Origin of the sequence: Blautia sp. An81, assembly GCF_002161285.1 — a bacterium.
GTDB lineage: Bacteria > Bacillota > Clostridia > Lachnospirales > Lachnospiraceae > Blautia > Blautia ornithocaccae.
This window is the reverse complement of record NZ_NFHH01000001.1, coordinates 1-23,012: the sequence shown is the minus strand read 5'-3', so window position 1 is coordinate 23,012 and position 23,012 is coordinate 1. Positions and strand designations below refer to the sequence as shown.

At 44.7% G+C, this 23,012-nt stretch carries 24 protein-coding genes and 1 tRNA gene; all 25 read left to right on the top strand.

Features of this window, described 5'->3' with window-relative positions:
* Positions 1–9 precede the first annotated feature (9 nt).
* On the top strand, positions 10–2,631 hold the full coding sequence (gene glgB, locus B5G33_RS00115) for a 1,4-alpha-glucan branching protein GlgB (protein ID WP_087416349.1): 2,622 nt from the start codon (positions 10–12) through the stop codon (positions 2,629–2,631).
* Between the two features lie 116 nt (positions 2,632–2,747).
* Entirely contained in the window at positions 2,748–3,623 is an 876-nt protein-coding gene (locus B5G33_RS00110) for a mechanosensitive ion channel family protein (protein WP_087273984.1), read from the top strand.
* A gap of 128 nt (positions 3,624–3,751) precedes the next feature.
* Positions 3,752–4,285, top strand: coding sequence for a flavodoxin family protein BilS (bilS, locus tag B5G33_RS00105; protein ID WP_087416348.1), 534 nt, complete (start codon positions 3,752–3,754; stop codon positions 4,283–4,285).
* Positions 4,278–4,694: a hypothetical protein gene (locus B5G33_RS00100; protein ID WP_087416347.1), complete on the top strand. Its 417-nt coding sequence runs from the start codon at positions 4,278–4,280 to the stop codon at positions 4,692–4,694. Before bilS ends, B5G33_RS00100 begins: the two co-directional genes overlap by 8 nt.
* A gap of 759 nt (positions 4,695–5,453) precedes the next feature.
* A complete protein-coding gene (locus tag B5G33_RS00095) occupies positions 5,454–5,897 on the top strand; it encodes a hypothetical protein (RefSeq protein WP_087273992.1) in 444 nt (147 codons plus the stop codon).
* A 56-nt stretch (positions 5,898–5,953) separates the two neighbouring features.
* A tRNA-Thr gene (locus B5G33_RS00090) sits at positions 5,954–6,026 on the top strand.
* A 237-nt stretch (positions 6,027–6,263) separates the two neighbouring features.
* Positions 6,264–6,410: a hypothetical protein gene (locus B5G33_RS21275; RefSeq protein WP_158229554.1), complete on the top strand. Its 147-nt coding sequence runs from the start codon at positions 6,264–6,266 to the stop codon at positions 6,408–6,410.
* A complete protein-coding gene (locus B5G33_RS00085; protein WP_087416346.1) occupies positions 6,403–7,236 on the top strand; it encodes a leucine-rich repeat protein in 834 nt (277 codons plus the stop codon). Before B5G33_RS21275 ends, B5G33_RS00085 begins: the two co-directional genes overlap by 8 nt.
* A 12-nt stretch (positions 7,237–7,248) precedes the next feature.
* Positions 7,249–8,637: a vWA domain-containing protein gene (locus B5G33_RS00080; RefSeq protein WP_087416345.1), complete on the top strand. Its 1,389-nt coding sequence runs from the start codon at positions 7,249–7,251 to the stop codon at positions 8,635–8,637.
* The gene (locus B5G33_RS00075; protein ID WP_087416344.1) at positions 8,634–10,154 is read left to right on the top strand and encodes an AAA family ATPase; all 1,521 of its coding nucleotides are present in this window, start codon (positions 8,634–8,636) and stop codon (positions 10,152–10,154) included. The genes B5G33_RS00080 and B5G33_RS00075 overlap by 4 nt, the downstream gene beginning before the upstream one ends.
* A 68-nt stretch (positions 10,155–10,222) precedes the next feature.
* Positions 10,223–10,414: a DUF6472 family protein gene (locus tag B5G33_RS00070; RefSeq protein WP_087274000.1), complete on the top strand. Its 192-nt coding sequence runs from the start codon at positions 10,223–10,225 to the stop codon at positions 10,412–10,414.
* Positions 10,415–10,531: 117 nt separating this feature from the next.
* Positions 10,532–11,245 carry a LytR/AlgR family response regulator transcription factor gene (locus B5G33_RS00065; RefSeq protein ID WP_087274033.1) on the top strand — a complete coding sequence of 238 codons (714 nt, stop codon included), beginning with the start codon at positions 10,532–10,534 and terminating at the stop codon, positions 11,243–11,245.
* Positions 11,246–11,297: 52 nt separating this feature from the next.
* Complete coding sequence (locus B5G33_RS00060; RefSeq protein ID WP_087416343.1) at positions 11,298–12,467, top strand: sensor histidine kinase; 1,170 nt, start codon at positions 11,298–11,300, stop codon at positions 12,465–12,467.
* 74 nt (positions 12,468–12,541) lie between these two features.
* Positions 12,542–13,321, top strand: coding sequence for a DUF3784 domain-containing protein (locus tag B5G33_RS00055; RefSeq protein ID WP_087416342.1), 780 nt, complete (start codon positions 12,542–12,544; stop codon positions 13,319–13,321).
* Between the two features lie 20 nt (positions 13,322–13,341).
* Positions 13,342–13,770 (top strand): DUF3887 domain-containing protein, encoded by a 429-nt coding sequence (locus B5G33_RS00050; RefSeq protein WP_087416341.1) that lies wholly within the window; start codon positions 13,342–13,344, stop codon positions 13,768–13,770.
* A gap of 15 nt (positions 13,771–13,785) precedes the next feature.
* Positions 13,786–14,115, top strand: coding sequence for a DUF1648 domain-containing protein (locus B5G33_RS00045; RefSeq protein WP_087274009.1), 330 nt, complete (start codon positions 13,786–13,788; stop codon positions 14,113–14,115).
* Positions 14,116–14,177: 62 nt separating this feature from the next.
* Positions 14,178–14,906, top strand: a complete 729-nt coding sequence (locus B5G33_RS00040; RefSeq protein ID WP_087416340.1) for a FadR/GntR family transcriptional regulator — start codon at positions 14,178–14,180, stop codon at positions 14,904–14,906.
* 123 nt (positions 14,907–15,029) lie between these two features.
* Positions 15,030–16,751 (top strand): dihydroxy-acid dehydratase, encoded by a 1,722-nt coding sequence (ilvD, locus tag B5G33_RS00035; RefSeq protein ID WP_087416339.1) that lies wholly within the window; start codon positions 15,030–15,032, stop codon positions 16,749–16,751.
* Positions 16,751–17,512, top strand: a complete 762-nt coding sequence (locus tag B5G33_RS00030) for an SDR family oxidoreductase (protein ID WP_087416549.1) — start codon at positions 16,751–16,753, stop codon at positions 17,510–17,512. Before ilvD (B5G33_RS00035) ends, B5G33_RS00030 begins: the two co-directional genes overlap by 1 nt.
* A 159-nt stretch (positions 17,513–17,671) precedes the next feature.
* Entirely contained in the window at positions 17,672–19,399 is a 1,728-nt protein-coding gene (ilvD, locus tag B5G33_RS00025) for a dihydroxy-acid dehydratase (protein WP_087416338.1), read from the top strand.
* Positions 19,400–19,416: 17 nt separating this feature from the next.
* Positions 19,417–20,310: a dihydrodipicolinate synthase family protein gene (locus B5G33_RS00020; protein WP_087416337.1), complete on the top strand. Its 894-nt coding sequence runs from the start codon at positions 19,417–19,419 to the stop codon at positions 20,308–20,310.
* 150 nt (positions 20,311–20,460) lie between these two features.
* Positions 20,461–20,697, top strand: coding sequence for a hypothetical protein (locus B5G33_RS00015; RefSeq protein ID WP_140403168.1), 237 nt, complete (start codon positions 20,461–20,463; stop codon positions 20,695–20,697).
* Positions 20,684–20,863 (top strand): hypothetical protein, encoded by a 180-nt coding sequence (locus B5G33_RS21515; RefSeq protein WP_204247309.1) that lies wholly within the window; start codon positions 20,684–20,686, stop codon positions 20,861–20,863. The genes B5G33_RS00015 and B5G33_RS21515 overlap by 14 nt, the downstream gene beginning before the upstream one ends.
* A gap of 252 nt (positions 20,864–21,115) precedes the next feature.
* Complete coding sequence (locus tag B5G33_RS00010) at positions 21,116–22,393, top strand: AAA family ATPase (protein WP_087416336.1); 1,278 nt, start codon at positions 21,116–21,118, stop codon at positions 22,391–22,393.
* Positions 22,383–22,709, top strand: a complete 327-nt coding sequence (locus B5G33_RS00005; RefSeq protein WP_242974365.1) for a hypothetical protein — start codon at positions 22,383–22,385, stop codon at positions 22,707–22,709. The genes B5G33_RS00010 and B5G33_RS00005 overlap by 11 nt, the downstream gene beginning before the upstream one ends.
* The last annotated feature ends 303 nt before the right edge of the window (positions 22,710–23,012 follow it).

The following is a 23,012-nucleotide window of genomic DNA, read 5'->3' as shown; positions in this document are numbered from 1 at the left end:
AGGAGCATTATGTCTGAAAAATTATATGAGATGATGGACTGGCCGGAAATTGAGGCCATTGTATATTCTGAGGAAAGTGAACCAAGAAGACTTTTGGGACCCAGAGTCACCCCTGAGGGAATTCTGATCCAGTGTTTTCTTCCTGATGCCCGGCAGGTGAAAGTAGTTCTCACCAAGGGAAAACAGGAGTATGAGATGGAACAGGAAGATGAGGCTGGATATTTTGCTGTTCTGATCCCAGGGGATAAAATTCCCAAGTATAAATATGAAGCAGTGTATGATGAAGGCGTTGTAGAGAAATTTTATGATCCCTATGCCTTTGATAAACAGATTACCGTGGAACAGGAGCAGCAGTTCTGTGCGGGAATCTGTTATGATATTTACGAAAAATTAGGTGCGCATCCCATGACTATCCATGGAGTGTCCGGTGTTTATTTTGCTGTTTGGGCGCCTAATGCTATACGTGTCAGTGTCGTGGGAGACTTCAACCACTGGGATGGCAGAAGGCATCAGATGAACCGCCTCAGTGTTTCGGGAATTTATGAGCTCTTTATTCCCGGAGTCAAGGCAGGATCTTTGTACAAATATGAAATTAAGGCAAAAGGCTCTCTGGTTTATCTGAAGTCAGACCCTTATGGAAACGAATCAGAGCTTCGGCCAAAGACAGCTTCTGTTGTTACAGATCTGAAAGGTTATCAGTGGAGTGACGGAGATTGGATGAAATCCAGAAAGCAGCTCCAAGATGAGAAGAAACCTCTGGCGGTATATGAGATGCACCTGGGCTCCTGGAGAAAACCGGAGGAGGAAGGAAGACTTTTCTACAATTACAGGGAGATTGCACCTATTCTGGCTGATTATATTAAAGAGATGGGATATACCCATGTGGAACTGATGCCCATTATGGAACACCCTCTGGACGAGTCCTGGGGATATCAGGTAACAGGATATTATGCGCCTACCAGCCGCTATGGAAGCTGTGAAGATTTTATGTACTTTATGGATTACATGCACCAGCAGGGAATAGGTGTGATTCTGGACTGGGTTCCTGCTCATTTTCCAAAAGATACTTTTGGACTTTCCAACTTTGACGGCACCTGCCTTTATGAGCACCTGGACCCAAGACAGGGGATGCATCCTCACTGGGGAACTTTAATCTATAATTACGGACGTCCTCAGGTGAAAAACTTCCTGATTTCCAATGCTCTGTTCTGGGCAGAGAAGTATCACGCGGACGGAATCCGTATGGATGCTGTGGCATCTATGCTCTATCTGGATTATGGAAAGAATGACGGAGAATGGGTAGCCAACATTTACGGCGGGAATGAGAATCTGGAAGCTATCGAATTTCTGAAGCATCTGAATTCTGTTTTCAAGAAGAAACACCCAGATGTGCTTCTGATCGCAGAGGAGTCTACAGCCTGGCCGAAGATTACCGGAGATGTAGAAGATGATGGCCTTGGATTTGATTATAAATGGAACATGGGATGGATGAACGACTTCATTGATTATATGAAGAAAGATCCTATATACAGAAGCGGGGCTCATGATGAGCTGACCTTCAGCATGATTTATGCGTATAGTGAAAAATTCCTTTTAAGTCTGTCTCATGATGAAGTGGTTCATGGAAAATGTTCTCTCCTGAATAAAATGCCAGGAGAAAAGGAGAAGAAGATGGCAAATCTTCGGGCAGCTCTTGGCTATATGATCGTCCATCCCGGCAAAAAACTGCTGTTTATGGGACAGGAATTTGCTCAGGAAAGAGAATGGTCTGAACAAAGAGAACTGGATTGGAATCTTCTGGAGGAGAAAGACCACAAGCAGATGCAGGATTATATGAAAGCTCTGCTGAAGTTGTATAAAGAACAGCCGGCTCTTTATGAAGAAGACTACGATCCAGCAGGATTTGAGTGGATCAATGTTATGGAGACTGAGAAAAACATGCTTACCTTTATCAGAAAAGGTAAGAAAAAGGACAGTACATTGGTGGTGGTTTGTAATTTTTCTGCACTTCCCTATGAGAAATATCAGATGGGAGTTCCCTATCCTGGAAAGTATAAAGAGATTTTTAACAGTGATGCAAAAGTCTATGGAGGAACAGGTGTAGGGAATCCGAGAGTCAAGGTCTCCAAGAAAGAAGAGTGGGATGAGAGAAAGAACTCTATTGTAATCAATGTGGCGCCCCTTTCCGTACAGATTTTCTCTTATACAAAGAATGAGACAAAGAGGACCGGAAAGAAAGCAGAAAAAGAAGAACAGACAACTGTATCTACAGTGCGCAGGAAACTGGAGCAGAAGATTGAAGAGGAAAGAATAAAAGCAGAGAAGGAACAGGAAATTGTTCTTCCAAAAGAACCTCAGAAAAAACTCCAGACAGTGAAAAAAGAGCCGGAGAAATTAGAGACCAATAAGAAGGAACCGGAGAAGCTGGAGACCAGCAAGAAAGAACCGGAGAAACTGGAGACCAGCAAGAAGGAACCGGAGAAACTGGAGACCAGCAAGAAGGAACCGGAAAAATTAGAGACAAGTAAGGAAGAAACATATAAACCAGAGGCGGAGAAAAAAGTACAGGAGAAGAAAAAAGCTTCTGGTAAAAAAACCGGGACAAGGTCCAGAGGAACTACGAAAAAATAGTTAAATAGAATTACAGGGAGAGGGGCTTTTGCAGAATAAATCTTAAAAATAAAAAGGAATTCTGCAACAGTCCCTTTCTATGCGAAAGGAAACAAGGAAAGGGAAACATAAAGACTATGAACATTTTTTTATCAGAAACGCTGGAATTTGAAAGTATCCGCGACTTCTTTCACCACTATTTTACCTGGGCTTTCTGGGAAAAGCAGCTCCCGGTCATCGGAACCTTTGTGGGCAGAGTGATCCTGGCTATTGTAGTCTACATCATAGCCAGTAAACTGATCCAGAAACTTACCAGATTTATTGTCGCTTCCATGCGAAAGGCAAATGTGGATACGGGAGTGACCCAGTTTGTTTCATCAGTGGTGAAGGCGGCACTGTACTGTCTGCTGGTAGTATCCATTGCTACCAGCTTCGGGGTGAAAGAATCTTCCATTGCTGCATTAGTTGCTTCTGGTGGTGTTGCCATTGGTCTGGCCCTCCAGGGAGGTCTATCCAATTTGGCCGGAGGTGTTATTATCCTGGCACTAAAGCCTTTTGTGGTGGGAGATTATATTATTGAGAATACAGATAAGCAGGAAGGAACTGTAGTCAGGATTGATTTGTTTTATACCACACTTTCTACAGTAGACAACCGCCGGATCACGATCCCAAACGGAACGCTTACCAGTGCAAGTATTGTAAATGTAACTGCCCAGGATAAGCGGCAGCTGGACTTGAAAGTTCAGATTTCCTACAGTTCGGATCTGAAAAAGGCAAAAGGAATCTTGGAGAACATGCTTTATGGAGAAGCCTGTATTTTACATGATGACGGGATCCAGGTTTTTGTAGATCAGCTTGCAGCAGATGGGGTAGTGCTTGGACTCAGAGCCTGGGTAGGATCTGATGATTACTGGCCTACCAGATGGAAACTAAATGAAAAGATTAAGCTGACATTTGACGAAGAAGGTATTGAACTGCCATATACTCAGATGGATGTGCATATAAAACAATAGGGGCTTTTTACAGATTCTGCTTTATAGAGAATTTATAATTTTTAAGATTCCAGAAATACTTTTTCGAAATACTTGGTGTTAGAATATACTTTAGGACAAATTATCAGATACCAGGAAGGAATAGTGAAATGAGAACACAAGTACTCTATAAAAGCAGAACGGGCAACACAGAGAAGCTGGCAAAAGCCATTTTTGAAGCAATACCCGGAAAAAATAAAGATATTGCTCCGTTTCAGGGACAGACAGACTATGATATGGGAGATATATACTTCATAGGATTCTGGACAGACCGGGGAAGCGCCAGCATGGATGTGCTGGACTATCTGGGCAGCCTTCAGGGAAAGCGGATCGCACTTTTCGGCACCTGCGGTATGGGCCAGAGTCCAGACTACTATAAAAAGATCGAAGATAATATACGGGTTTTTATAGAGGATGATAATGAATATATGGGAGCCTATATCTGCCAGGGAAAGATGCCGATGACTGTAAGGGAAAAATATGAGCATATGAAGAATTCCAGCAATAAGAAGCAGGTGGAGGCTATGATTCAGAATTTTGATATGGCGATGCTTCATCCTGATGAACAGGATCTTCAGGGAGCGAGGAAATTTGTAAAAGAAGTCTTTGAAAAAATAGAGAAAGAAGAGCAGGAAAATGGATAAGTTAAAAGAAAAGCTTTCAAGATTTATGTATGGACGCTATGGAAGTGACCGACTGAATATATTTATGGTAATCGTGCTTCTGGTCTGCGCAGTGATTAATCTCTTTGTGCGGACCGGATATTTCAGCATCCTTCTTACTTCATGGGAATTTCTGCTGCTGATATTGATTTATTACCGGATGTTTTCTAAAAATATCAGCAAAAGATATGCAGAAAACCAGAAGTATCTGGTGCTGGAAAATAAGGTGAAAAGATTTTTCGGAAAACAGAAATACATACAGGAACAGAGAAAAGACTTTCATATCTATACCTGCCCTCAGTGCAGACAGAAGATTCGGATTCCCAGAGGAAAAGGGAAGATCAGTATCCGCTGTCCGAAATGCGGAGCAGAATTTGTGAAAAAAAGTTAAGGTTATAGGCTAATGCCGATTTTGATGTTCTAATTAGTAAAAAAAGAGACCATTTCCTGAGATGCAGGCTTAGATTAAGGCCTGGATCTTTGAGAAATGGTCTTTTTATATGCAATTTATAAGCTTAAAAATCTTTTACCCGGAAGATTTTTATCTGAGTCGTCCATTTACAGGCAGTTGTACGGTCCAGAAATTGTTTTTGCTAATCTGAGCGGTATATTTAAGGCGGTTGTACGGTTCAGAAACAGTTTTTGTGAATTTGAACCGTACAATTACAGGCAGTTATACGGTCTAGAACCAGTTTTTGTGGAATTGAGCCGTATATTTACAGGTAGTTATACGGTCTAGAACCAGTTTTCGTGGAATTGAGCCGTATATTTACAGGTAGTTGTACGGTTCAGAAACAGTTTTTGTGAATTTGAACCGTAGTTTACAGGCAAATTATACGGTTTAAAATTAGATTTTTGCAATATGAACCGTACGCTGACTATTAAACAGGCTTTCTTTAAGTAGTTGTCTAGTCCGTTCTGGATATCTCCCGGATACTCCGATTTTTTATCCAGAAGATACTGAAAAAAATTCCAGGATACCTGTACAGAGGAACATTACTGTCATGCCCTTTCCCGCTGCATCATCAGCATTTGAACCCGAAATGTCTTTTGTCAGATATTTTAGCAAGAGGATTAAAAATGTGAAATTCGTGAAAATCACAAGTTGCAAAATGCGAAAATATAAGGTATTGTTAAATCAGATAAAAAGATGTCCTTCAGAAAAGGAGTGGTCAGGGTGATAGAGGAAGCGAAAAAACTTGCCGAAAAGTATCTTGATGAGAAAACCTACCAGCATTCAGAGAGAGTAGCCAGGTATACAGAACAGAACCGCATGATACCGGAACACTTGAGGGAGCGGTGTATTGCCCTGGCCTGGATCCATGATGTGTGGGAGGACTCCGACTGCGGGACAGCAGAGATACTTGCCCTGGATGAAACCAGGAGGCTGGTAAAGTATATGAATTACATCACTCATGGGAAAAATGAAGAATCCTATGAGGACTATATAATCTCTATCAAAAATGCCCAGACCATTTATCCGGAGGTATGGTGGGTGAAGCTGGCAGATATGAAAGATCATCTAAGCCAGCGGGACACTCTGACCGAAAGACTTAAGAACAAATATTCTAAGGCATTGGCGATTCTTTTGTGAAAGAAATTCTTGACATATCTTAAAAAATCCAGTAAAATCAATTCTTGCAGAGAATTGCTGAAATAGCTCAGTTGGTAGAGCACTTCACTCGTAATGAAGGGGTCGTGGGTTCGAGTCCCATTTTCAGCTTATCCGGGGAAATGGCTGTGATCCGCTTGCAGGATTGCAGCCATTTCCCTTTATATATGATAATATGCAGCCGGCAGAGCGAGCTATCTATTTCAAACCATTTTGCAGGTGACTTTAGCCAGGATGTATAAAAATCCCGTCAAGCATGCATACTGTACTCAGATACAATGGCATACAAAATGCTGAGGCGTATAGAAATGCAGAAGTACACATAAAACTGCAGGACGGAAAGGATTTATGATGAAAATAAGAATTGGGATAATGCTGCTGCTTTTGGCAGTTCTGGGAACTGCTTTTACAGGCTGTAACGAGAAGGAAGAAGAGGACAATCTGGAACTGGTATGGGAGTTAGAATCAGATAAAGGACAGGATACATATGTGTGAGAAGAAAGAGAACAGGGTTTCCCTGCCCTCTTACGCCTGGTCTCCATGGAAGGAAGGCCGGAGCAAAGAGGAGCAGAGGGAACTTCAGGAGATCCAGGAGATCCGGATCCCCGACGGGGTCCGGGAGCTGGGAAATTATACTTTTTACGGATGCAGGAATCTGGTGACTTTGGAAATGACAGATTCTGTGAAAACTATTGGGGGCGGTTCTTTTACCGGCTGCGGCGCCCTGCGGAAACTTCATATGCTTATGGAGCCGGGGGGAACCTCTTGTATTCGGGATGTGGTCAGTGAAACTTTCCATGAAGTCTATGTTTCCATCAGGTTTCGGAACAGCAGTGAGGGAGCAGAGCTGATCTTCCCGGAATATTATGAGGAAGGAGTGGAGAACACTCCAGCAAGGATCCTGGAGACCCATTATCATGGCTGCGGCTACAAATACCGCCAGTGCTTTCTGGAAAAGAAAGTGGATTACCAGGGATATGACCGGCTGTTTTATCTGGCAAAGATCAATGAAAAACCGGAGATCCTTCTGCCTATGGCTATGGGAAGACTGCTCTGGCCCTGGGAACTTGGCAGCCAGGCAGAAGAAGAGTATCTGGAATATATTAAAGAACATGTGCTGGAATGCGGTCTTTATTATATGGAACAGGAAGAGTGGAACCGGGCCTTTTCTTATCTTGGACAGAGAAATCTGTGGACGGAGAAGGCCATGGATCAGGTGATCAAGGAAGCTTCCGGTAAAGGAAGAGCGGAGATGGTCAGCTATCTCATGGAAGAGAAGCGGAGATTGTTTGCAAAACGAAAGAGAACTTTTGACCTATAGGAGAGAGAAAATATGGCCAGGGAAATGGAAAAGAGAATAGAGGAAGTCTGCAGCAGGATTCTTATATCTTCCAGAAATGAACTCTATATCCATCTGCGTTTCTTTGATGTGGCACTGTCAGCCTTTATATATGTGATGGGAGAACAGAATGGAGAACTGGGTACCGACGGCGTGGGGATCTATTATGATCCCGGATATCTGGGCGGTCTTTACCGCCAGGGACGGCGGGAGGTAAACCGGGCTTATCTTCACATGATGCTCCATTGTCTCTTTGCTCATCTTTGGAAAAAGGTAAGGATCCGGAAGCAGCTGGCAGCCAAGACTCTTGGGATTTCCTGGAAAGATGGAGAAAATGGGCAAGAGGATCTGAGAGATATTCTCTGGGATCTGGCCTGCGATATCAGTGTGGAATCTATTATTGACGGCCTGGCTCTTCATTGTGTGCGAAAGCCTATGTCCGGAGACCGGAGAAATCTCTATGCCAGTCTCAGAAAGAAAAGGAAGACCCTGAATGCAGAGGGGGTTTTTGAAGAACTGGTGAAAATGCAGCCTTCCCAGGAGCAGGCCCTTCTTTGGGAAAGGGAGTTTCACTGTGACGACCACAGGCTCTGGAAGGGAGGAAGGAAGAATCCTCCCTTCCAGAGGCCGGAGAAAAACTGGGAGGATATCCGGGACCGTATGGAGACAGAGATGGAAACTTTTGGACAGGATATGGCACGGGGCCAGGCCGGCCTGAAGGAACAGATCAAGGCAGAAAACCGGGACACCAGAGACTACCGGCGGTTTCTTAGCAAGTTTGCAGTGCTGCGGGAAGAGCAGATGGTGGATCTGGATAGCTTCGACTATATTTTTTACAGCTACGGCATGTCCCTTTACGGAAATATGCCTCTCCTGGAACCTCAGGAGACCCGGGAAGTGAAAAAGATCCAGGACTTTGTCATTGCCATTGACACTTCCATGTCCTGTTCCGGAGAACTGGTTCGGGGATTTTTAAGAGAAACCTATTCCGTGCTCCGGGAGCAGGAATGCTTTTTCAGGAGAATGCAGATCCATGTGATCCAGTGTGACGAGAGGATCCAGAGTGACCGGCTGATCACCAGCCAGGAAGAACTGAAAGAATATATGGAAAACCTGGAGCTTGCAGGAAAGGGCGGGACAGATTTTCGTCCGGTGTTTCAATACATTCAGGAAAAACAGAGAAAAGGAGAACTCAGGGGGCTAAAAGGGCTTTTGTATTTTACAGACGGGAAAGGAATCTTTCCGGAGTGTATGCCTCCCTATGATGTGGCTTTTCTGTTGATGCAGAAGGAATATGAAGAGATTGAAGTGCCCTGTTGGGCCATGAAGCTGTATCTGGATGAGGAAGAACTTTTAGAGAGGAACGAGAGGACAGAAAAATGAATATAAAAAGAGCAAAACAGGAGATCAAAGATACGGTGGCAGCCTATTTTTTAAAAGACGATTACGGGGATTACTGTATCCCGGCTATAAGGCAGCGGCCTATACTGCTTATGGGACCTCCGGGGATCGGCAAGACTCAGATCATGGAGCAGGCAGCCAGAGAATGCGGCATTAACCTGGTGTCTTATACCATTACCCACCATACCAGGCAAAGCGCCATAGGACTGCCTTTTATCAAAGAGAAAAGCTACGGGGGAGAGGCCCGGTCAGTCACTGAGTATACTATGAGCGAGATCATCGCTTCCGTGTATGACAAAATGGAAGCTACGGGAATCCGGGAGGGAATCCTGTTTATCGATGAGATCAACTGTGTTTCGGAGACTCTGGCTCCTGCCATGCTCCAGTTCCTCCAGTGCAAGACCTTCGGAAACCAGCAGGTGCCTTCCGGCTGGATCATTGTGGCTGCGGGAAATCCTCCGGAGTACAATAAATCTGTCCGGGACTTTGACGTGGTGACTCTGGACCGGGTAAAGAAGATCGATGTGCGGGAAGACTTCGGAGTCTGGAAAGAATATGCCTATGAGGCAGGGATCCACCCGGCGGTGCTTTCCTATCTGGATATCCGGAGAGAAAACTTTTACCGTATGGAAACCAGTATTGACGGGAGAATGTTTGCCACCCCCAGAGGATGGGAGGATCTTTCCCAGCTTCTGTATGTATATGAAAAGCTGGGAAAAAGGCCGGACCGGGAGGTAGTATGCCAGTATATCCAGCATTGGAAGGTGGCAAAGGATTTTGCCAATTATCTGGAGCTGTTTGAAAAATATCAGACAGATTACCAGGTGGATCAGGTCCTGGCGGGACATTTTGAAAAATTTGCCGTGGAAAAGCTCCGGCTGGCTTCTATGGACGAGCGGTTTGCAGTAGTGGGACTGTTTATGGGAAAACTGGGAGAAAGGTGCCGAGCTTATCATGAAAAAGACCTTCTGGTCACAGAATTTTTTGAAGTCCTGAAAGGATGGAAAAAGGCTCTGGAATCTGCAGAACATCCCTGGCAGGCTTTAGAGGACCGGATCTTTATGAGAGAAAAGGATCTGGAAGAAAAGAAGAAGGCAGACCTTCTTACACGGGAGGAAGAACATCTGAAACAGGAGATCCTGAAACTTCTGGGAATTTACCGGGATCTGGCAAAAGAAGGAGAGGCCCGGGGAGAAGGAAAAGAAGAAATCTTCCAGAAAGTTAAAGAAGCCTTCCAGGACCAGGCCGGGGAGCGTGAGGAATTGATAAAAGACACCGGAGAAAAGCTCCAGAATACTTTTGACTTCCTGGAGCTGGTTTTCCAGGAAGGACAGGAACTGGTAGTCTTTGTTACAGAACTGAATACCAACCCCTACAGCATGGAATTTATCAGTGAGAATGGCTGCGACAGTTATTATAAATATAACAAAAAACTCCTTTTCGACCAGGAGCAGAGAGAGATCCTGGAAGAGCTGGAAAATATTGAAGAGGAGCTCTAAAAGCAGGAAGTCCGAAACGGGATCCTGCAGACAGAGCCGGAGAAAAAGAGCAGGGAGGAATGAGGCCCATGAAAAAGGGAAAAGAACGGGGAAGCTGTGAGACCTGCACCTTCTATGTCTATGATGAGGAATACGAAGCCTATCTGTGCGACATGAATATGGACGAGGATGACTATGTGAGGATTTTGTCGGACCGGTACTATCAGTGTCCTTATTACCGGAATCAGGATGAATACGCAGTAGTGAGAAAACAGATGTAAAAAAGAGGAAAGACTGCATTGTATGTTGTGCAGTCTTTTCTGTATTTGAGGGAAGATTTCTTGTGTTATGAGAATATTTTCAATTATAATAAAGAAAACAAAGGAAAGAAACAGAAAATGAAGATAGCAATTTGTGATGATGAGAAAAAAGCTTCGGAGGCCCTTCTGGAAATCCTTGAAGAGTGCCCGGAACCTATAGAGAAAACAGACGTATATTTCAGCGGCGAAGAACTTCTCCGGTCAACAGAACAGTATGATCTTCTGTTTCTGGATATTGATATGGAAGGGATAGACGGCATAGAGACCGCCAGAAAGATCCGGCTGAAGGATAAAAAAGTAAAGATCGTATATGTGACTGCCTACAGTGAATATGCAGGGAAAGCTTTTTCCGTCCATGCTTTCGGCTATCTGCTCAAACCGGTGAAGAAGACCAGTGTGCTCAAGCAGGTGGCAGATGCCCTGGCTTACCGGGAGGAGGAGCAGAAGCCCAGTCCAGTTCTGGAGTTTGAGACTTCCCAGGGAAGGACCAGGCTCCATACAGCAGATATTTACTATTTTGAGATCCGGGGAAGACAGATCAAGCTGGCGGCAGAAAAGGGCTGCTATGAAATGCGGGGAAAGATCGGTGATCTTCGGGAAAGAATGAAGGACTATGGATTTGCTTCTCCCCATAAAAGCTTTGTGGTAAACCTGGATCAGATACGGAATATCAAAGGCTACGATATTTACATGATGAGCGGGGAGATCCTTCCGCTGTCCCAGAAACAGGCAGTTTCTTTTAAGGAATGTCTGGGAAGATTTCTGGCAGAAAAAAACGGGAGCTCTTTTTAAGGGGGCTGCCTGACCTGCCGCAGGAGAAAAGAAGAGAAAGGGGAGGAGTACTTTGTATAGTTTATGGCTGCCGGATATTCTGATCATTCTGGGAGTTTCTGTCTGGTTTATATTTCGTCTCCGGAAGAAAAATGTCCGGTCCAAAGGCTATTATGTTTTCAGCGGACTGCTGTATCTGGCAGGGATCGTCCTGATCTGGGCCCTGTCCCGGGTACTGCTCTATGAGATCTATACCAGATATATGCTGAACTTTTCCGGATTTAACACTACTTTGAATCCCTATGGAAATGCCCAGCTGATCGCAGGAGTCATCCGTTGGGCGGCTCAAGGGGGCTGGGCCTGGTTCCTTAGCAGTATCCTGAAACGGGGCAGGAGGGGCCATCTGAGCAAAGGCCAGTTTTTTATCTGTCTGGTCATGCCTTTGCTCTCCCTGGTGATGATGATCTCTTTTCTGACCTTAAGCGATTACTATGCAAGCTGGAACGGCTATCTGCTGGTGCTGGTAAATGTATTGCTCCTTCTGTTTATGAATATATTTGTGGTATATTTTTATATTACAGCGGCCCAGAGCAATGAGGCAGAAAAGAAGTCCAGGCTTTACCGGCAGAAAGAAATGCTGGTGTACCAGCATTATCAGAAGCTGGAAGAAAGCTATCGTCAGTCCAGAAAGATCGTTCATGACGTAAAGAATCATATCCAGGCCCTGGGAAAGCTTTATGAGGAAGGCCAGACAGAAGAGGCAGAAAAATATAAAGAAGAAGTTTTCCATCTTTTGAACCAGAACAATCACGCCTGGTATACGGAGAACCGGATGCTGAATATTATCCTGAATGAAAAACTCTGCCATGAAAATCTCCGGGACGCCAGACTGGAGCTTGACATAGAGGAGAACTGTCTGGACAGAATACAGGAGATCGATATTACAACGATCTTTGCAAATCTTCTGGATAATGCCATTGAGGCCATGGGCAGGGATAAGGAACCGGAAGAAAAGTATCTGAAGATCCTGGCAAAAAGAGAAAAAGAGTTTCTCATGATCCAGGTGGAAAATTCCAAGTCCAGGCACCCGGAAAAGTGGGAAGGCCATCAGGGACTGGGGCTGGAAAACGTAAGTGAAGCCATAAAACCATATGAAGGGAACTGTACCATTACAGATGAGGAGAAACGGTTTCTGGCAGTGATCCTTATCCCCAATACAGCGAAAAAAGATGGACGGATATAGTCTACGGATAAAAAATACGGCAAGTCATATGACTGGTTATGGAGAAGAAGGAAAACAGAGGAGGTGCGGAGTAAATGATGGATAGAATCGTGATTCTGCTGACGATCCTGATCGGAGGAGGGATTTCTCTGGCGCTCCTGATGGGAAAGGGTAGTTTTCTCATAGCAGGGTATAATACAGCTTCAGAAAAAGAGAAGAGAAAATATAATGAGAAAAAACTGTGCAGGACCACAGGAACTTATCTGGCTCTGATCACAGTCCTGGTCCTGGGGGCGGAGATCATGGGAGAGAATATACCGGACTGGTATCTGGCGCTGACCACGGGTGGTGTCTTTATCGGACTGATCCCTACTCTTCTCTATGCAAATCTGGGCTGCAGGATAAAACCGGGAGAGGAAATCCTGCTGGAGGAAAGTCCAGAAAAGGAATTAAAAAGGAAAAAGGCCCGGAAGACAGGGACTATCATTACCATCCTCATTACCGGAGCTGCTCTGGTGTTTTCGGCAGTGCTGCTTTTTACCGGAAATGTGGAGGTTGTGATCCAGAATGACCAGTTGGAGATCCGGGGGTCTTACTGGTCAGACTATGAGCTGCCTCTTTCAGAAATACAGGCCGTTACTTACCGGGAGGACTTTGAAACAGGCAGTAAGCGTATGGGAGTCAACAGTCTGCAGCTTAATGAGGGAACTTTTCAAAACAAAGAGTTTGGAGAGTACACCATATACAGTTATGCCAGATGTAAAGATTTTGTGGTGATGGAAACAACAGACGGCGTGCTGGTGATAAATGGGAAAACTCCGGAAGAGACCAGAACGCTGTATGAGAAGATCCTGGCGGCATCCGGGCTGGAGTAGGGGCAGAAAGGAGAAAGTTTATGACAAAAGGAAAATGGAGAAAAAAGATCCTGGCAGGCTTTTTGGGGATTCTGGCACTGGCTGCTTTGTCCGGCTGTCAGGAATCTCTTTCAGATGAGTTTCAGGAAGACCAGGTCATTGCAGAAGCGAAAGAAATGGTAGAAAGAATCAATGCCGGGGAACTGGAAGGAGTATGGGAAGATACCTTTAATGTGGTCATGCAGAATGGGACAGATCCGGAAGAACTTCAGGAAAATATTGACTATTATATGAAGGATAAAGGAGAATTTCAGGACTTTAACAGGATCCAGGTCCGGGGGATCACAGACCGGGATACTGGAACTCCTTATGCCACAGCCATGGTCCTGGCAGCCTATGAAGATGGCAAAGTCATGTTTACCATTTCCTTTGACACGGATATGAAATGCGCAGGCTTTTATGTGAAATAGGGGAGTAATCTTGCAATGTTATTTTTTAATAATAAAAAATCCTGGATCCTGTGGGCAATCACTCTCCTGGCCGCAGGGGTGGCTTTCCCTTTTCTGCCGGAACAGATACCGGTGCATTGGAGCGCCGGAACAGCAGACGGATTTGCGGGAAAATGGGCGGTTTTTCTCTTCCCGGCCCTTCAGGCAGGAATCTTGCTTGTGAGCCGGATCCCTGGGGTAAAACAGTGGTGCCTGGTTAATAAAACGGGGATGGAAGGAAATGAGAGCCAGTATTACTTTAGAATCTTTTTTATCATTTTCCTTCTGGCTTTTGTGGAAGGTTTGAGTATCTGGTATGTATTTTAATTCTGGAATCCGAGACTCGGTCCTGCTATAATACAGATAAGAATCCAAGAGAGGTTAGGACTATGCTTGAATCATTAAATAACAATAAAAAGCTGCTTCCCCGGCAGGCTGCGGAACAGATCATAAAACTGATCCGGGAAAACCAGCTTCAGGCAGGGGAAAAGCTGCCTAATGAATTTGATATGGCCCAGCAGCTTTCTGTGGGAAGGGGAACCATCCGGGAGGCTGTGAAAATCCTGGAATCCAGAAATATCGTGGAGATCAGAAGAGGAAGGGGGACATTTGTATGTGAGCATCCGGGACTGATGGAGGATCCTCTGGGCCTTGCCCTGGTGGAAGATAAGGAGAGACTGGCTCTGGATCTGTGTGAGGTCCGTCTGATCCTGGAACCGGAACTGGCGGCCCTGGCGGCCAAAAGAGCAGGAGAAAAAGAGATCCGGAAACTGGAGGTGATCCAGGAACAGATCGAAAAACTTTGCAGGCAGGGAGAATCTTATCTGAAAAAAGATATGGAGTTTCATGAACTGCTGGCCCGGATCAGCCGAAACTATGTAATGCCTAGATTAGTGCCTATTATTCAGGAGGGTGTTTCCCTGTTTATAGAAGTCACGGAGCTTTCTCTGGCGGAAGAAACTTTAAGGACCCACCGGAAGATCGTGACATCTATACAGGATCATGATTCCCAGGGGGCCAGAGAAGCTATGAAGGAACATCTTCTCCTGAATCAGAAAAAAATACAGGAGAAGCTATGGGAGAATAAATCCGAAACTTTTATTGACGGAGAAGGATAAAAGGTTTATTCTTAACATAAGACGTCATACGTGTTATGACATAGACTGTTTTCATGTCTGTTATGTAACCATGAAATACAGAAACAGTTGATCTTGATATGATAAAAGAAAAGGAGAAAAGTTATGAAGCTGAGAAGTCAGGAACTAAGAAAAATTGCTCCGGAACTGGACCCGCTGCGTCTGGGAACGGGATGGAAACTGGAGGATCTGTCAAAACCCCAGATTATGATCGAGAGCACTTTTGGAGATAGTCATCCAGGCAGCGGACATTTGCTGGAACTGGTGGAAGAGGCCAGAAAAGGGGTGGCTCAGGCCGGAGGACACGGAGCCAGATATTTTACCACTGATATCTGTGACGGAGAAGCCCAGGGACACGACGGCATCAATTACTCTCTGGCATCCAGGGATATGATCGCCAATATGATTGAAATTCATGCAAATGCTACGCCTTTTGACGGCGGGGTGTTTATTGCAAGCTGCGATAAGGGAATGCCTGCCCATCTTATGGGTGTGGGGAGAGTCAATATTCCTTCCATCATTGTGACCGGAGGAGTTATGGATGCCGGCCCGGACCTTCTGACCCTGGAACAGATCGGAAAATACAGCGCCATGTGTGAAAGAGGAGAGATTACAGAGGAGAAGCTCACTTATTATAAACACAATGCCTGCCCTTCCTGCGGCGCATGTTCTTTCATGGGAACGGCCAGCACTATGCAGATCATGGCGGAAGCTCTGGGACTGATGCTTCCGGGAAGTGCCCTGATGCCTGCCACAAGCCCGGATTTAAGAGAGGTGGCACGAAAAGCCGGGGAACAGGCCGTATGGCTGGCTCTTCATGATCTGACTCCGGACAAGATCGTGACCATGAAATCTTTTGAAAACGCTATAATGGTACATGCAGCAATTTCTGGCTCTACCAATTCTCTTCTTCATCTGCCGGCCATTGCCCATGAATTTGGTATTGAAATTGACGGCGATACTTTTGACAGACTGCACAGAGGAGCCCATTACCTGCTGAATATCCGTCCTGCAGGAGAATGGCCCGCACAGTTCTTCTACTATGCAGGAGGAGTTCCTACGATCATGGAAGAGATCAAGGATATGCTTCATCTGGATGTAATGACCGTTACAGGAAAGACCTTGGGAGAAAATCTGGAGGACTTGAAGAAAAACGGATTTTATGATAAGTGCGACGCTTATCTGGCAAAGGTAGGTCTGAAAAGAGAAGACGTGATCCGTCCCTTTGACAAGCCGTTTGGAACAGACGGAAGTATTGCCATTTTGTATGGAAATCTCTGCCCTGATGGCGCCGTGGTGAAGCACACAGTAGTGCCTAAAGAAATGTTTGAGGCGACTCTGAAAGCCCGTCCTTTTGACTGTGAAGAGGATGCTATCCATGCAGTTCTGACTCATGAGATCAAACCAGGTGATGCGGTGATTATCCGTTACGAAGGACCAAAGGGCAGCGGTATGCCGGAGATGTTCTATACTACAGAAGCCATTGCCTCTGACGCTGAGCTGGGAGTTTCCATTGCTCTTCTCACTGATGGCAGATTCTCAGGAGCTTCCAAAGGTCCTGCTATCGGACATATCTCTCCCGAGGCGGCGGCAGGAGGCCCTATTGCTCTGGTGGAAGAAGGGGATTTGATCGAAGTGAACATTCCCAAACGTATCTTGCGGATCGTGGGAATCGCCGGGGAGAAAAAGACGCCGGAAGAAATTGAAGAGATATTAAAGGAGAGAAAGAAACGCTGGACACCTAAGCCGGCCAAATATGAGAAAGGCGTGCTGAAGATTTTCTCCGAAAAAGCTGTATCTCCTATGAAGGGCGGTTACATGGAATGATGAATCTGTTTGATATTAAAGGGAAAAAGGCCATTGTCACAGGAGGAACCAGAGGTCTGGGATATGGGATTGCAGAGGGCTATCTGGAAGCCGGTGCACAGGTGGTGATCGTCGGAACTTCTGATAAGGTTTATGATGTGGCAGAAGACTTCAGGAACAGAGGCTTTAACTGCCAGGGTGTAAAGGGAAACCTTGGCGTGAGGGAAGAAGTCTATGCAGTCTTTAATCAGTGTCTGGAAAAGCTGGGCGGCGATGTGGATATTCTCCTTACGGCCCATGGAATACAGAGACGTCACAGCGCCGAGGAATTTCCAGTAGAGGAATGGGATGAAGTACTTAATGTCAATCTGACTTCTATATTTATTCTTTGTCAGGAAGCAGGAAAGATCATGCTGAAAAAAGGGTATGGGAAAATTATTACCATTGCCTCTATGAATTCTTTCTTTGGAGGACAGACCATCCCGGCCTATGCGGCGGCGAAGGGCGGTGTTGCTCAGCTTACCAAAGAGCTTACCAATGACTGGCTGGGAAGAGGAGTAAATGTAAATGCCATTGCCCCGGGTTATATGGCCACAGAAATGAACAAAGCACTGATGGATCCGGAGAACCCCAGGTTCAAAAGTATTTCAGAGAGGATTCCGGCAGGCCGCTGGGGAACCGGCGAGGATATGAAGGGAACCGCTATTTTTCTGGCTTCCCATGCCAGCGACTATGTCAGCGGAGCAGTGATTCCTGTAGACGGCGGCTATCTGGTAAAATAAATAAGGCATACAGGATAACGGGACATGGACAGCCGGAAAGAAGAGAAGGCATTTCCATGTCCCGTTTTTTGCTTTAATTCAGCAATAACTGTATAGAGGAACCCGATCTTCCGTAGTACAATAAAGATAAAATTTTAAGGTAATGTGAGGACTGGAAAAATGAAAAACAGACAGAAAAGTGCGCCTCAGCGGCTTTTGTGGGCCCAGTTTGACGCCCTGCAGATGGGATCAGGCTGGGACGAAGAGGACATTACAAAGCCTCAGATACTCCTGGAGGATGTATTTGGAGACAGCCATCCAGGCAGCGTTCACCTGGCGGGGCTTATGGAACAGGCAAAGTACGGGGTATTTGAAAAAGGAGGTTTTCCCGCCCAGTACCATACCACAGATATCTGTGACGGCTGCGCTCAGGGCCATGACGGCATGAATTATATTCTGGCTTCCAGAGAGGCTATCTGCGATATGATCGAAGTCCATGGTTCGGTCTATCCCTGGGACGGCATGATCCTGGCAGCCTCCTGTGACAAATCGATTCCTGCACAGCTAAAGGCAGCGGCCAGACTGGATATCCCTACGATTTTTATTCCCGGAGGAAGTATGCGTCCGGGACCGGATATGACCACCTCTCTGGTGGCAGGGGATATTTCTCTGCGGCAGAAGAGGAAGGACGCAGTTACTCCTCAGGAGGTACGGGACTATAAACTGACCGGCTGCCCTTCCTGTGGGGCATGTACCTTCCTGGGAACTGCCAGCACCATGCAGTGTATGGCAGAGGCTCTTGGACTGACCCTGCCAGGAGCGGCTCTTATGCCGGCTACTATGCGGGATATTCTGGGAAGCGCCAGAATGGCAGGGCGCAAGATCATGGAACTGGTGGATAAGGGGATCAAGGTCAGCGATATTGTGACCAGAGAGGCTCTGGAAAATGCAGTGATCATTCACAGCGCCATCGGAGGTTCCACTAATGCAACCATCCATCTTCCGGCGATTGCCAGAGAACTGGGAATTATTCTGGAACCGGAACTTTTTGACCGGATCAATCATCAGGTGCCTCATCTGGGAAATATTACACCCAGCGGAGAACACCTTACCGAGGCATTCTGGTTTGCAGGAGGAATTCCCATGGTAGAGCTGGAGCTGCGGGATATGCTCCATCTGGATGTGATGACGGTTACAGGAAAGACCCTGGGAGAAAACCTGGAAGACTTGGAAAAAGAAAACTTTTTCCAGAGAAATCTGGGTTATCTCCACAATTACGGTCTGGAGAGAGAACAGGTGATCTTCCCAGTGGAAAAAGCCAGAGAAAAGGGCTCGGTGGCTATCTTAAGAGGAAATCTGGCTCCGGACGGGGCGGTGATCAAATATTCAGCCTGCACAGAAGACATGCGGGAACGGAAGGGCCTTGCCAGGGTATTTAACTGTGAGGAAGATGCCTATCAGGCAGTAGTGGATAAAAAAGTAGCTCCGGGAGATATGCTGATCATACGGTATGAAGGGCCGAGAGGGTCCGGTATGCCGGAAATGCTGATGACTACGGAAGCCATTGTCTGCGATGAAGAGTTAAATGGAGAAGTGGCGCTTATTACAGACGGAAGGTTTTCCGGTGCGACCAGAGGGGCGGCTATCGGTCATGTTTCTCCGGAAGCTGCGGCAGGAGGTCCTCTGGCTTTTGTTGAGGACGGGGATCTCCTGGCCTACAGTGTAAAAAACCGGAGCCTGGATATTGTAGGAACCCGGGGAGAAGAAAAGTCTCCGGAAGAGATTGAAGAGATACTTCAGGAGAGAAGAAAAGCAGGAATACTGCCAAGACCAGAGAGAAAAGGTCTGCTGAAGCGTTATACCAGCCACGCTCTTTCCGCTATGGAAGGGGCCGGCTATGACTGTTAGAGAAAAGGAGTAGGAAGATGAAAGCAAAATGGATCACGCCGGCAGTGACGGCGCTGGATAAAGAGGGACATGTTGATATTGAAGCCAATAAAAAAATTTATGACTTCCTGATTGATCATGGAATGGACGGGATCCTGCTTTTCGGCAGTATCGGAGAGTTTTTTGCTATTTCCATGGAAGAAAAAAAGGCGCTTATAAAAGAGGCTATAGCTCATATCAGCCATCGGGTGACCGTATATGTGGGAACCTGCCATATGGAGTTTGAGCAGTGTGTGGAACTGTCCAACTATGCATTGGCACAAGGTGCAGACGGGGTGATGGTGATCTCTCCTTACTATTTCAGCCTTCCTGACAGCGCTCTGCTGAATTTTTATGACACTTTGGCAGACCGGGTCAATGGCCCGCTGCTATTATATAATTTTCCCGACAGGACGGGACATGACCTGTCGCCGGACCTGATTTATACTTTGGTATCCAGACATAAAAATATTGTGGGAATCAAAGATACAGTAGCTACTATGGGCCATACCAGAGGGATTATCCAGAAAGTGAAAAAAGAGTTTCCGGGTTTTCTGGTTTATTCGGGATTTGATGAGTTTTTCGGTCACAATGTATTATCCGGAGGAGACGGCTGTGTAGCCGGTCTGTCTAACTTTGCTCCGGATGTGGCCTCTGCCTATGCCGCTGCGGCAAGAGCAGATGATTTGGAGGGAATGAAGAAGTGTCAGCAGCAGATCGATGGCCTTATGGCTATTTATGACGTGGCGCCTCAGTTTATTCCCACTATTAAGAAGGCAATGGTTTTAAGAGGAGTGGAGATGGAGCCTCTCTGCACCCAGCCTCTGCTGGCGTCTACTGAAGAAGAGACAGAGAAAATCCGCAGGATCTTGGAAGAGGGAAATCTGCTGTAAGGAGATAAAGGAAAACGGGTCCGTTCCGCCACGGCATCCACAACCTGGATAATATCCAGAATGCCTACAAGGTCATCCAGAAGTGCCATTTTCAGATACTTTCCAAGAATTGCGTGCGAAGAAAATTATCATGACAAGCTATTACCTGAATTGAGCAAAGAAGATTTTCCTTGTCTGACGTATACACGAGATTTAACTGATTGGCATGATTTTATCAGAAGAACGCCAGAAGAATATGAAGCATGGATTGATGGGGCATCGAAAGAATGCGAAACCTTAGAATTGAAAATATTATCGGATATGAGCCAAGAAGAAAAGCCGATTTTTGTAGATACCAATATTTCCATTGAAACGCTGAGAGCTATTGCCGACCATGGAAGAACCTGACCCGGAGCAGGCATTGGAAAACTATCGGCAGAGCTTAATGAGAATTCATTCTCAAGAGCGGTATGACCGTTTTTTATATTCTGGGTTTCATGTAATACATAGAGATGAAAACAGAAGTATTGAGCAAACACTGACCTTGGTAGAAAAAGCATTTGGTTTGAGATGATAAATAAAATTGGAAAGAGAGCGGCCAAGCATTTTGAGAGATTGGCCGTTCTCTTTTTGCACTTTCGGGAGTGTAGCAACAACTTTGGAACACTTTTGCAATCTACTCCAATGTATGTACTGTAATATATATAATAAGAAAAAGAACAATTATTGACAAAATATATATTTTATGAAAAAAAATTGCATAAAAAATAAAGAATGGTATATAATATATAAAGAACGACAAAATTGTAGTACGGAGGAAATACTTATGATTATAGAGATTAGAGCAAAGAACTGTTTTGCCTTTGATGAACAGATTGCCTTTTCTATGAAAGCTGATATGAGAAATAGGAAGTTTGCTTCGAATGTGCATAAAGAAAACAATTTTAACATTTTGAAAACGGCTGGGATTTATGGCCCTAATAACGCTGGAAAAACTTGTCTTATAAAATGTATAAAGGCAATCAGACAAATTTTACTTAATAAAAAACCGGGACTAATGACGAATATTTTTACAGACAGTTCAATCTGCGAGTTGGGTGTGACTTTCCTTGGATTTGGCAGGAAGTTTTCATATGATTTTAAATATGATGCTGAAAAAAAAGAATTTGTTTATGAAAATTTCTCTGAATTATTAAAAGATCAGTATGGAAATGAAAAAGAAGTATCTTGGCTGGTAAAGGATGCTATACAAGAGCAGTATTTTTGCGCCGATAAAGATGCTATTCAGATGATGCCCTTAATGGCAAAAAATAATTTGCTGTGTTATTTGATTGATACCAGTAAATTTGAACATCTGGAAGAGATGAAAAAGATTATTATTGCTTTTGCAGAAAAAATCGACATCATTAATATGAATAATATTCCTATGGAGCATACGATTAAGCTGATGAAAAATCGAGATCAGCTTCAGCAGAAGATTGTTGATTTTATTAAAAATGCGGATCTTTATATGGATAATTATGAATACGTGGATATGGATCAGATTAAATTGAGGGCAGAAGATGAAGGAGAAAAGCCGGATGAGAAGGTTCTGGAGCTTCCAGAGACAATTATGGATCAAATTCGGCTTGTATCTACCTATAAAGGTGTCCATGTTCCAAGTATGCTGTTTGATTCTACCGGAACAAAGAAAATCGCTGCACTGGCAGGGTATGTGATAGAAGGACTTGAACAGGGAAGGATTCTTGTAATAGATGAACTTGACAGCAGTATACATTTTAAACTGACCAGAGCAATCGTAGCAATGTTTAATAATGAACTAAACGTAAATGCACAGATGATATTTACTGTTCATGATATAAATCTCATGGATTGTAAAAAAATGTTCCGAAAAGAGCAGATCTGGTTTGTGCACAAAGATAAAGAAGGGGTATATGTGTACTCACTGGCAGATTTTACTGCGCAGCAGGGTGTGCGTGATACTACAGATATTATGGAAAAATATAGAAAAGGAGCATTAGGGGCACTTCCAGATCCTGATTTAATTAATTCTCTTTTAAACATTAAGGGAAATGAAAAGGGAGGCGTTACGGATGATAAATAGGCTTCCTGTTTTTTCTGACAAGCAAAAGATATGTATTATCTGTGAAGGAAATGAGGAGTATGCTTATCTGGACAAATTAAAGTCCATGAACGTATGGAATGATCAGTACGAAATTTTCCTTGACAATGCAGGCGGAAATGGAAATATTCCGGCAAGATATCAGGATCGTTACCAGAATGGTACATATGAATTAGTGCTTATATTTTGCGATACAGAAAAGAAACCTCACGAACAGTATGTAGATATCAAACGAAAAGTTAATGAGTTTCATGGAGTGGATTATGCGTCACCGGGTGGACGGATTAGAAACAACTGATACAGTTGCCGGAAGCAGCAATTTTGGAAAGTTTATGGAGCTGTTTGAAAGTGAAGACAGCAGATGGATTGATGAGATTAATGCAGAATTGGAAAAATAGATAATCTAAAGCTGAAAAAGCGACATTGATGCAGGATTTGAAATTGAAAGCTGTCGTTATGGAAAGAGGTGTTTCCACAACGACAGGAGGGCGTAAAATTTTCTGTGTCTATGGGAAAAATTCTTCTTTGATAAGAAACAGATATGTATAATTGTCTTGTCGGAACTTCTGCTTTTTGGCTGTCGAATTACTTATCTGTTTAT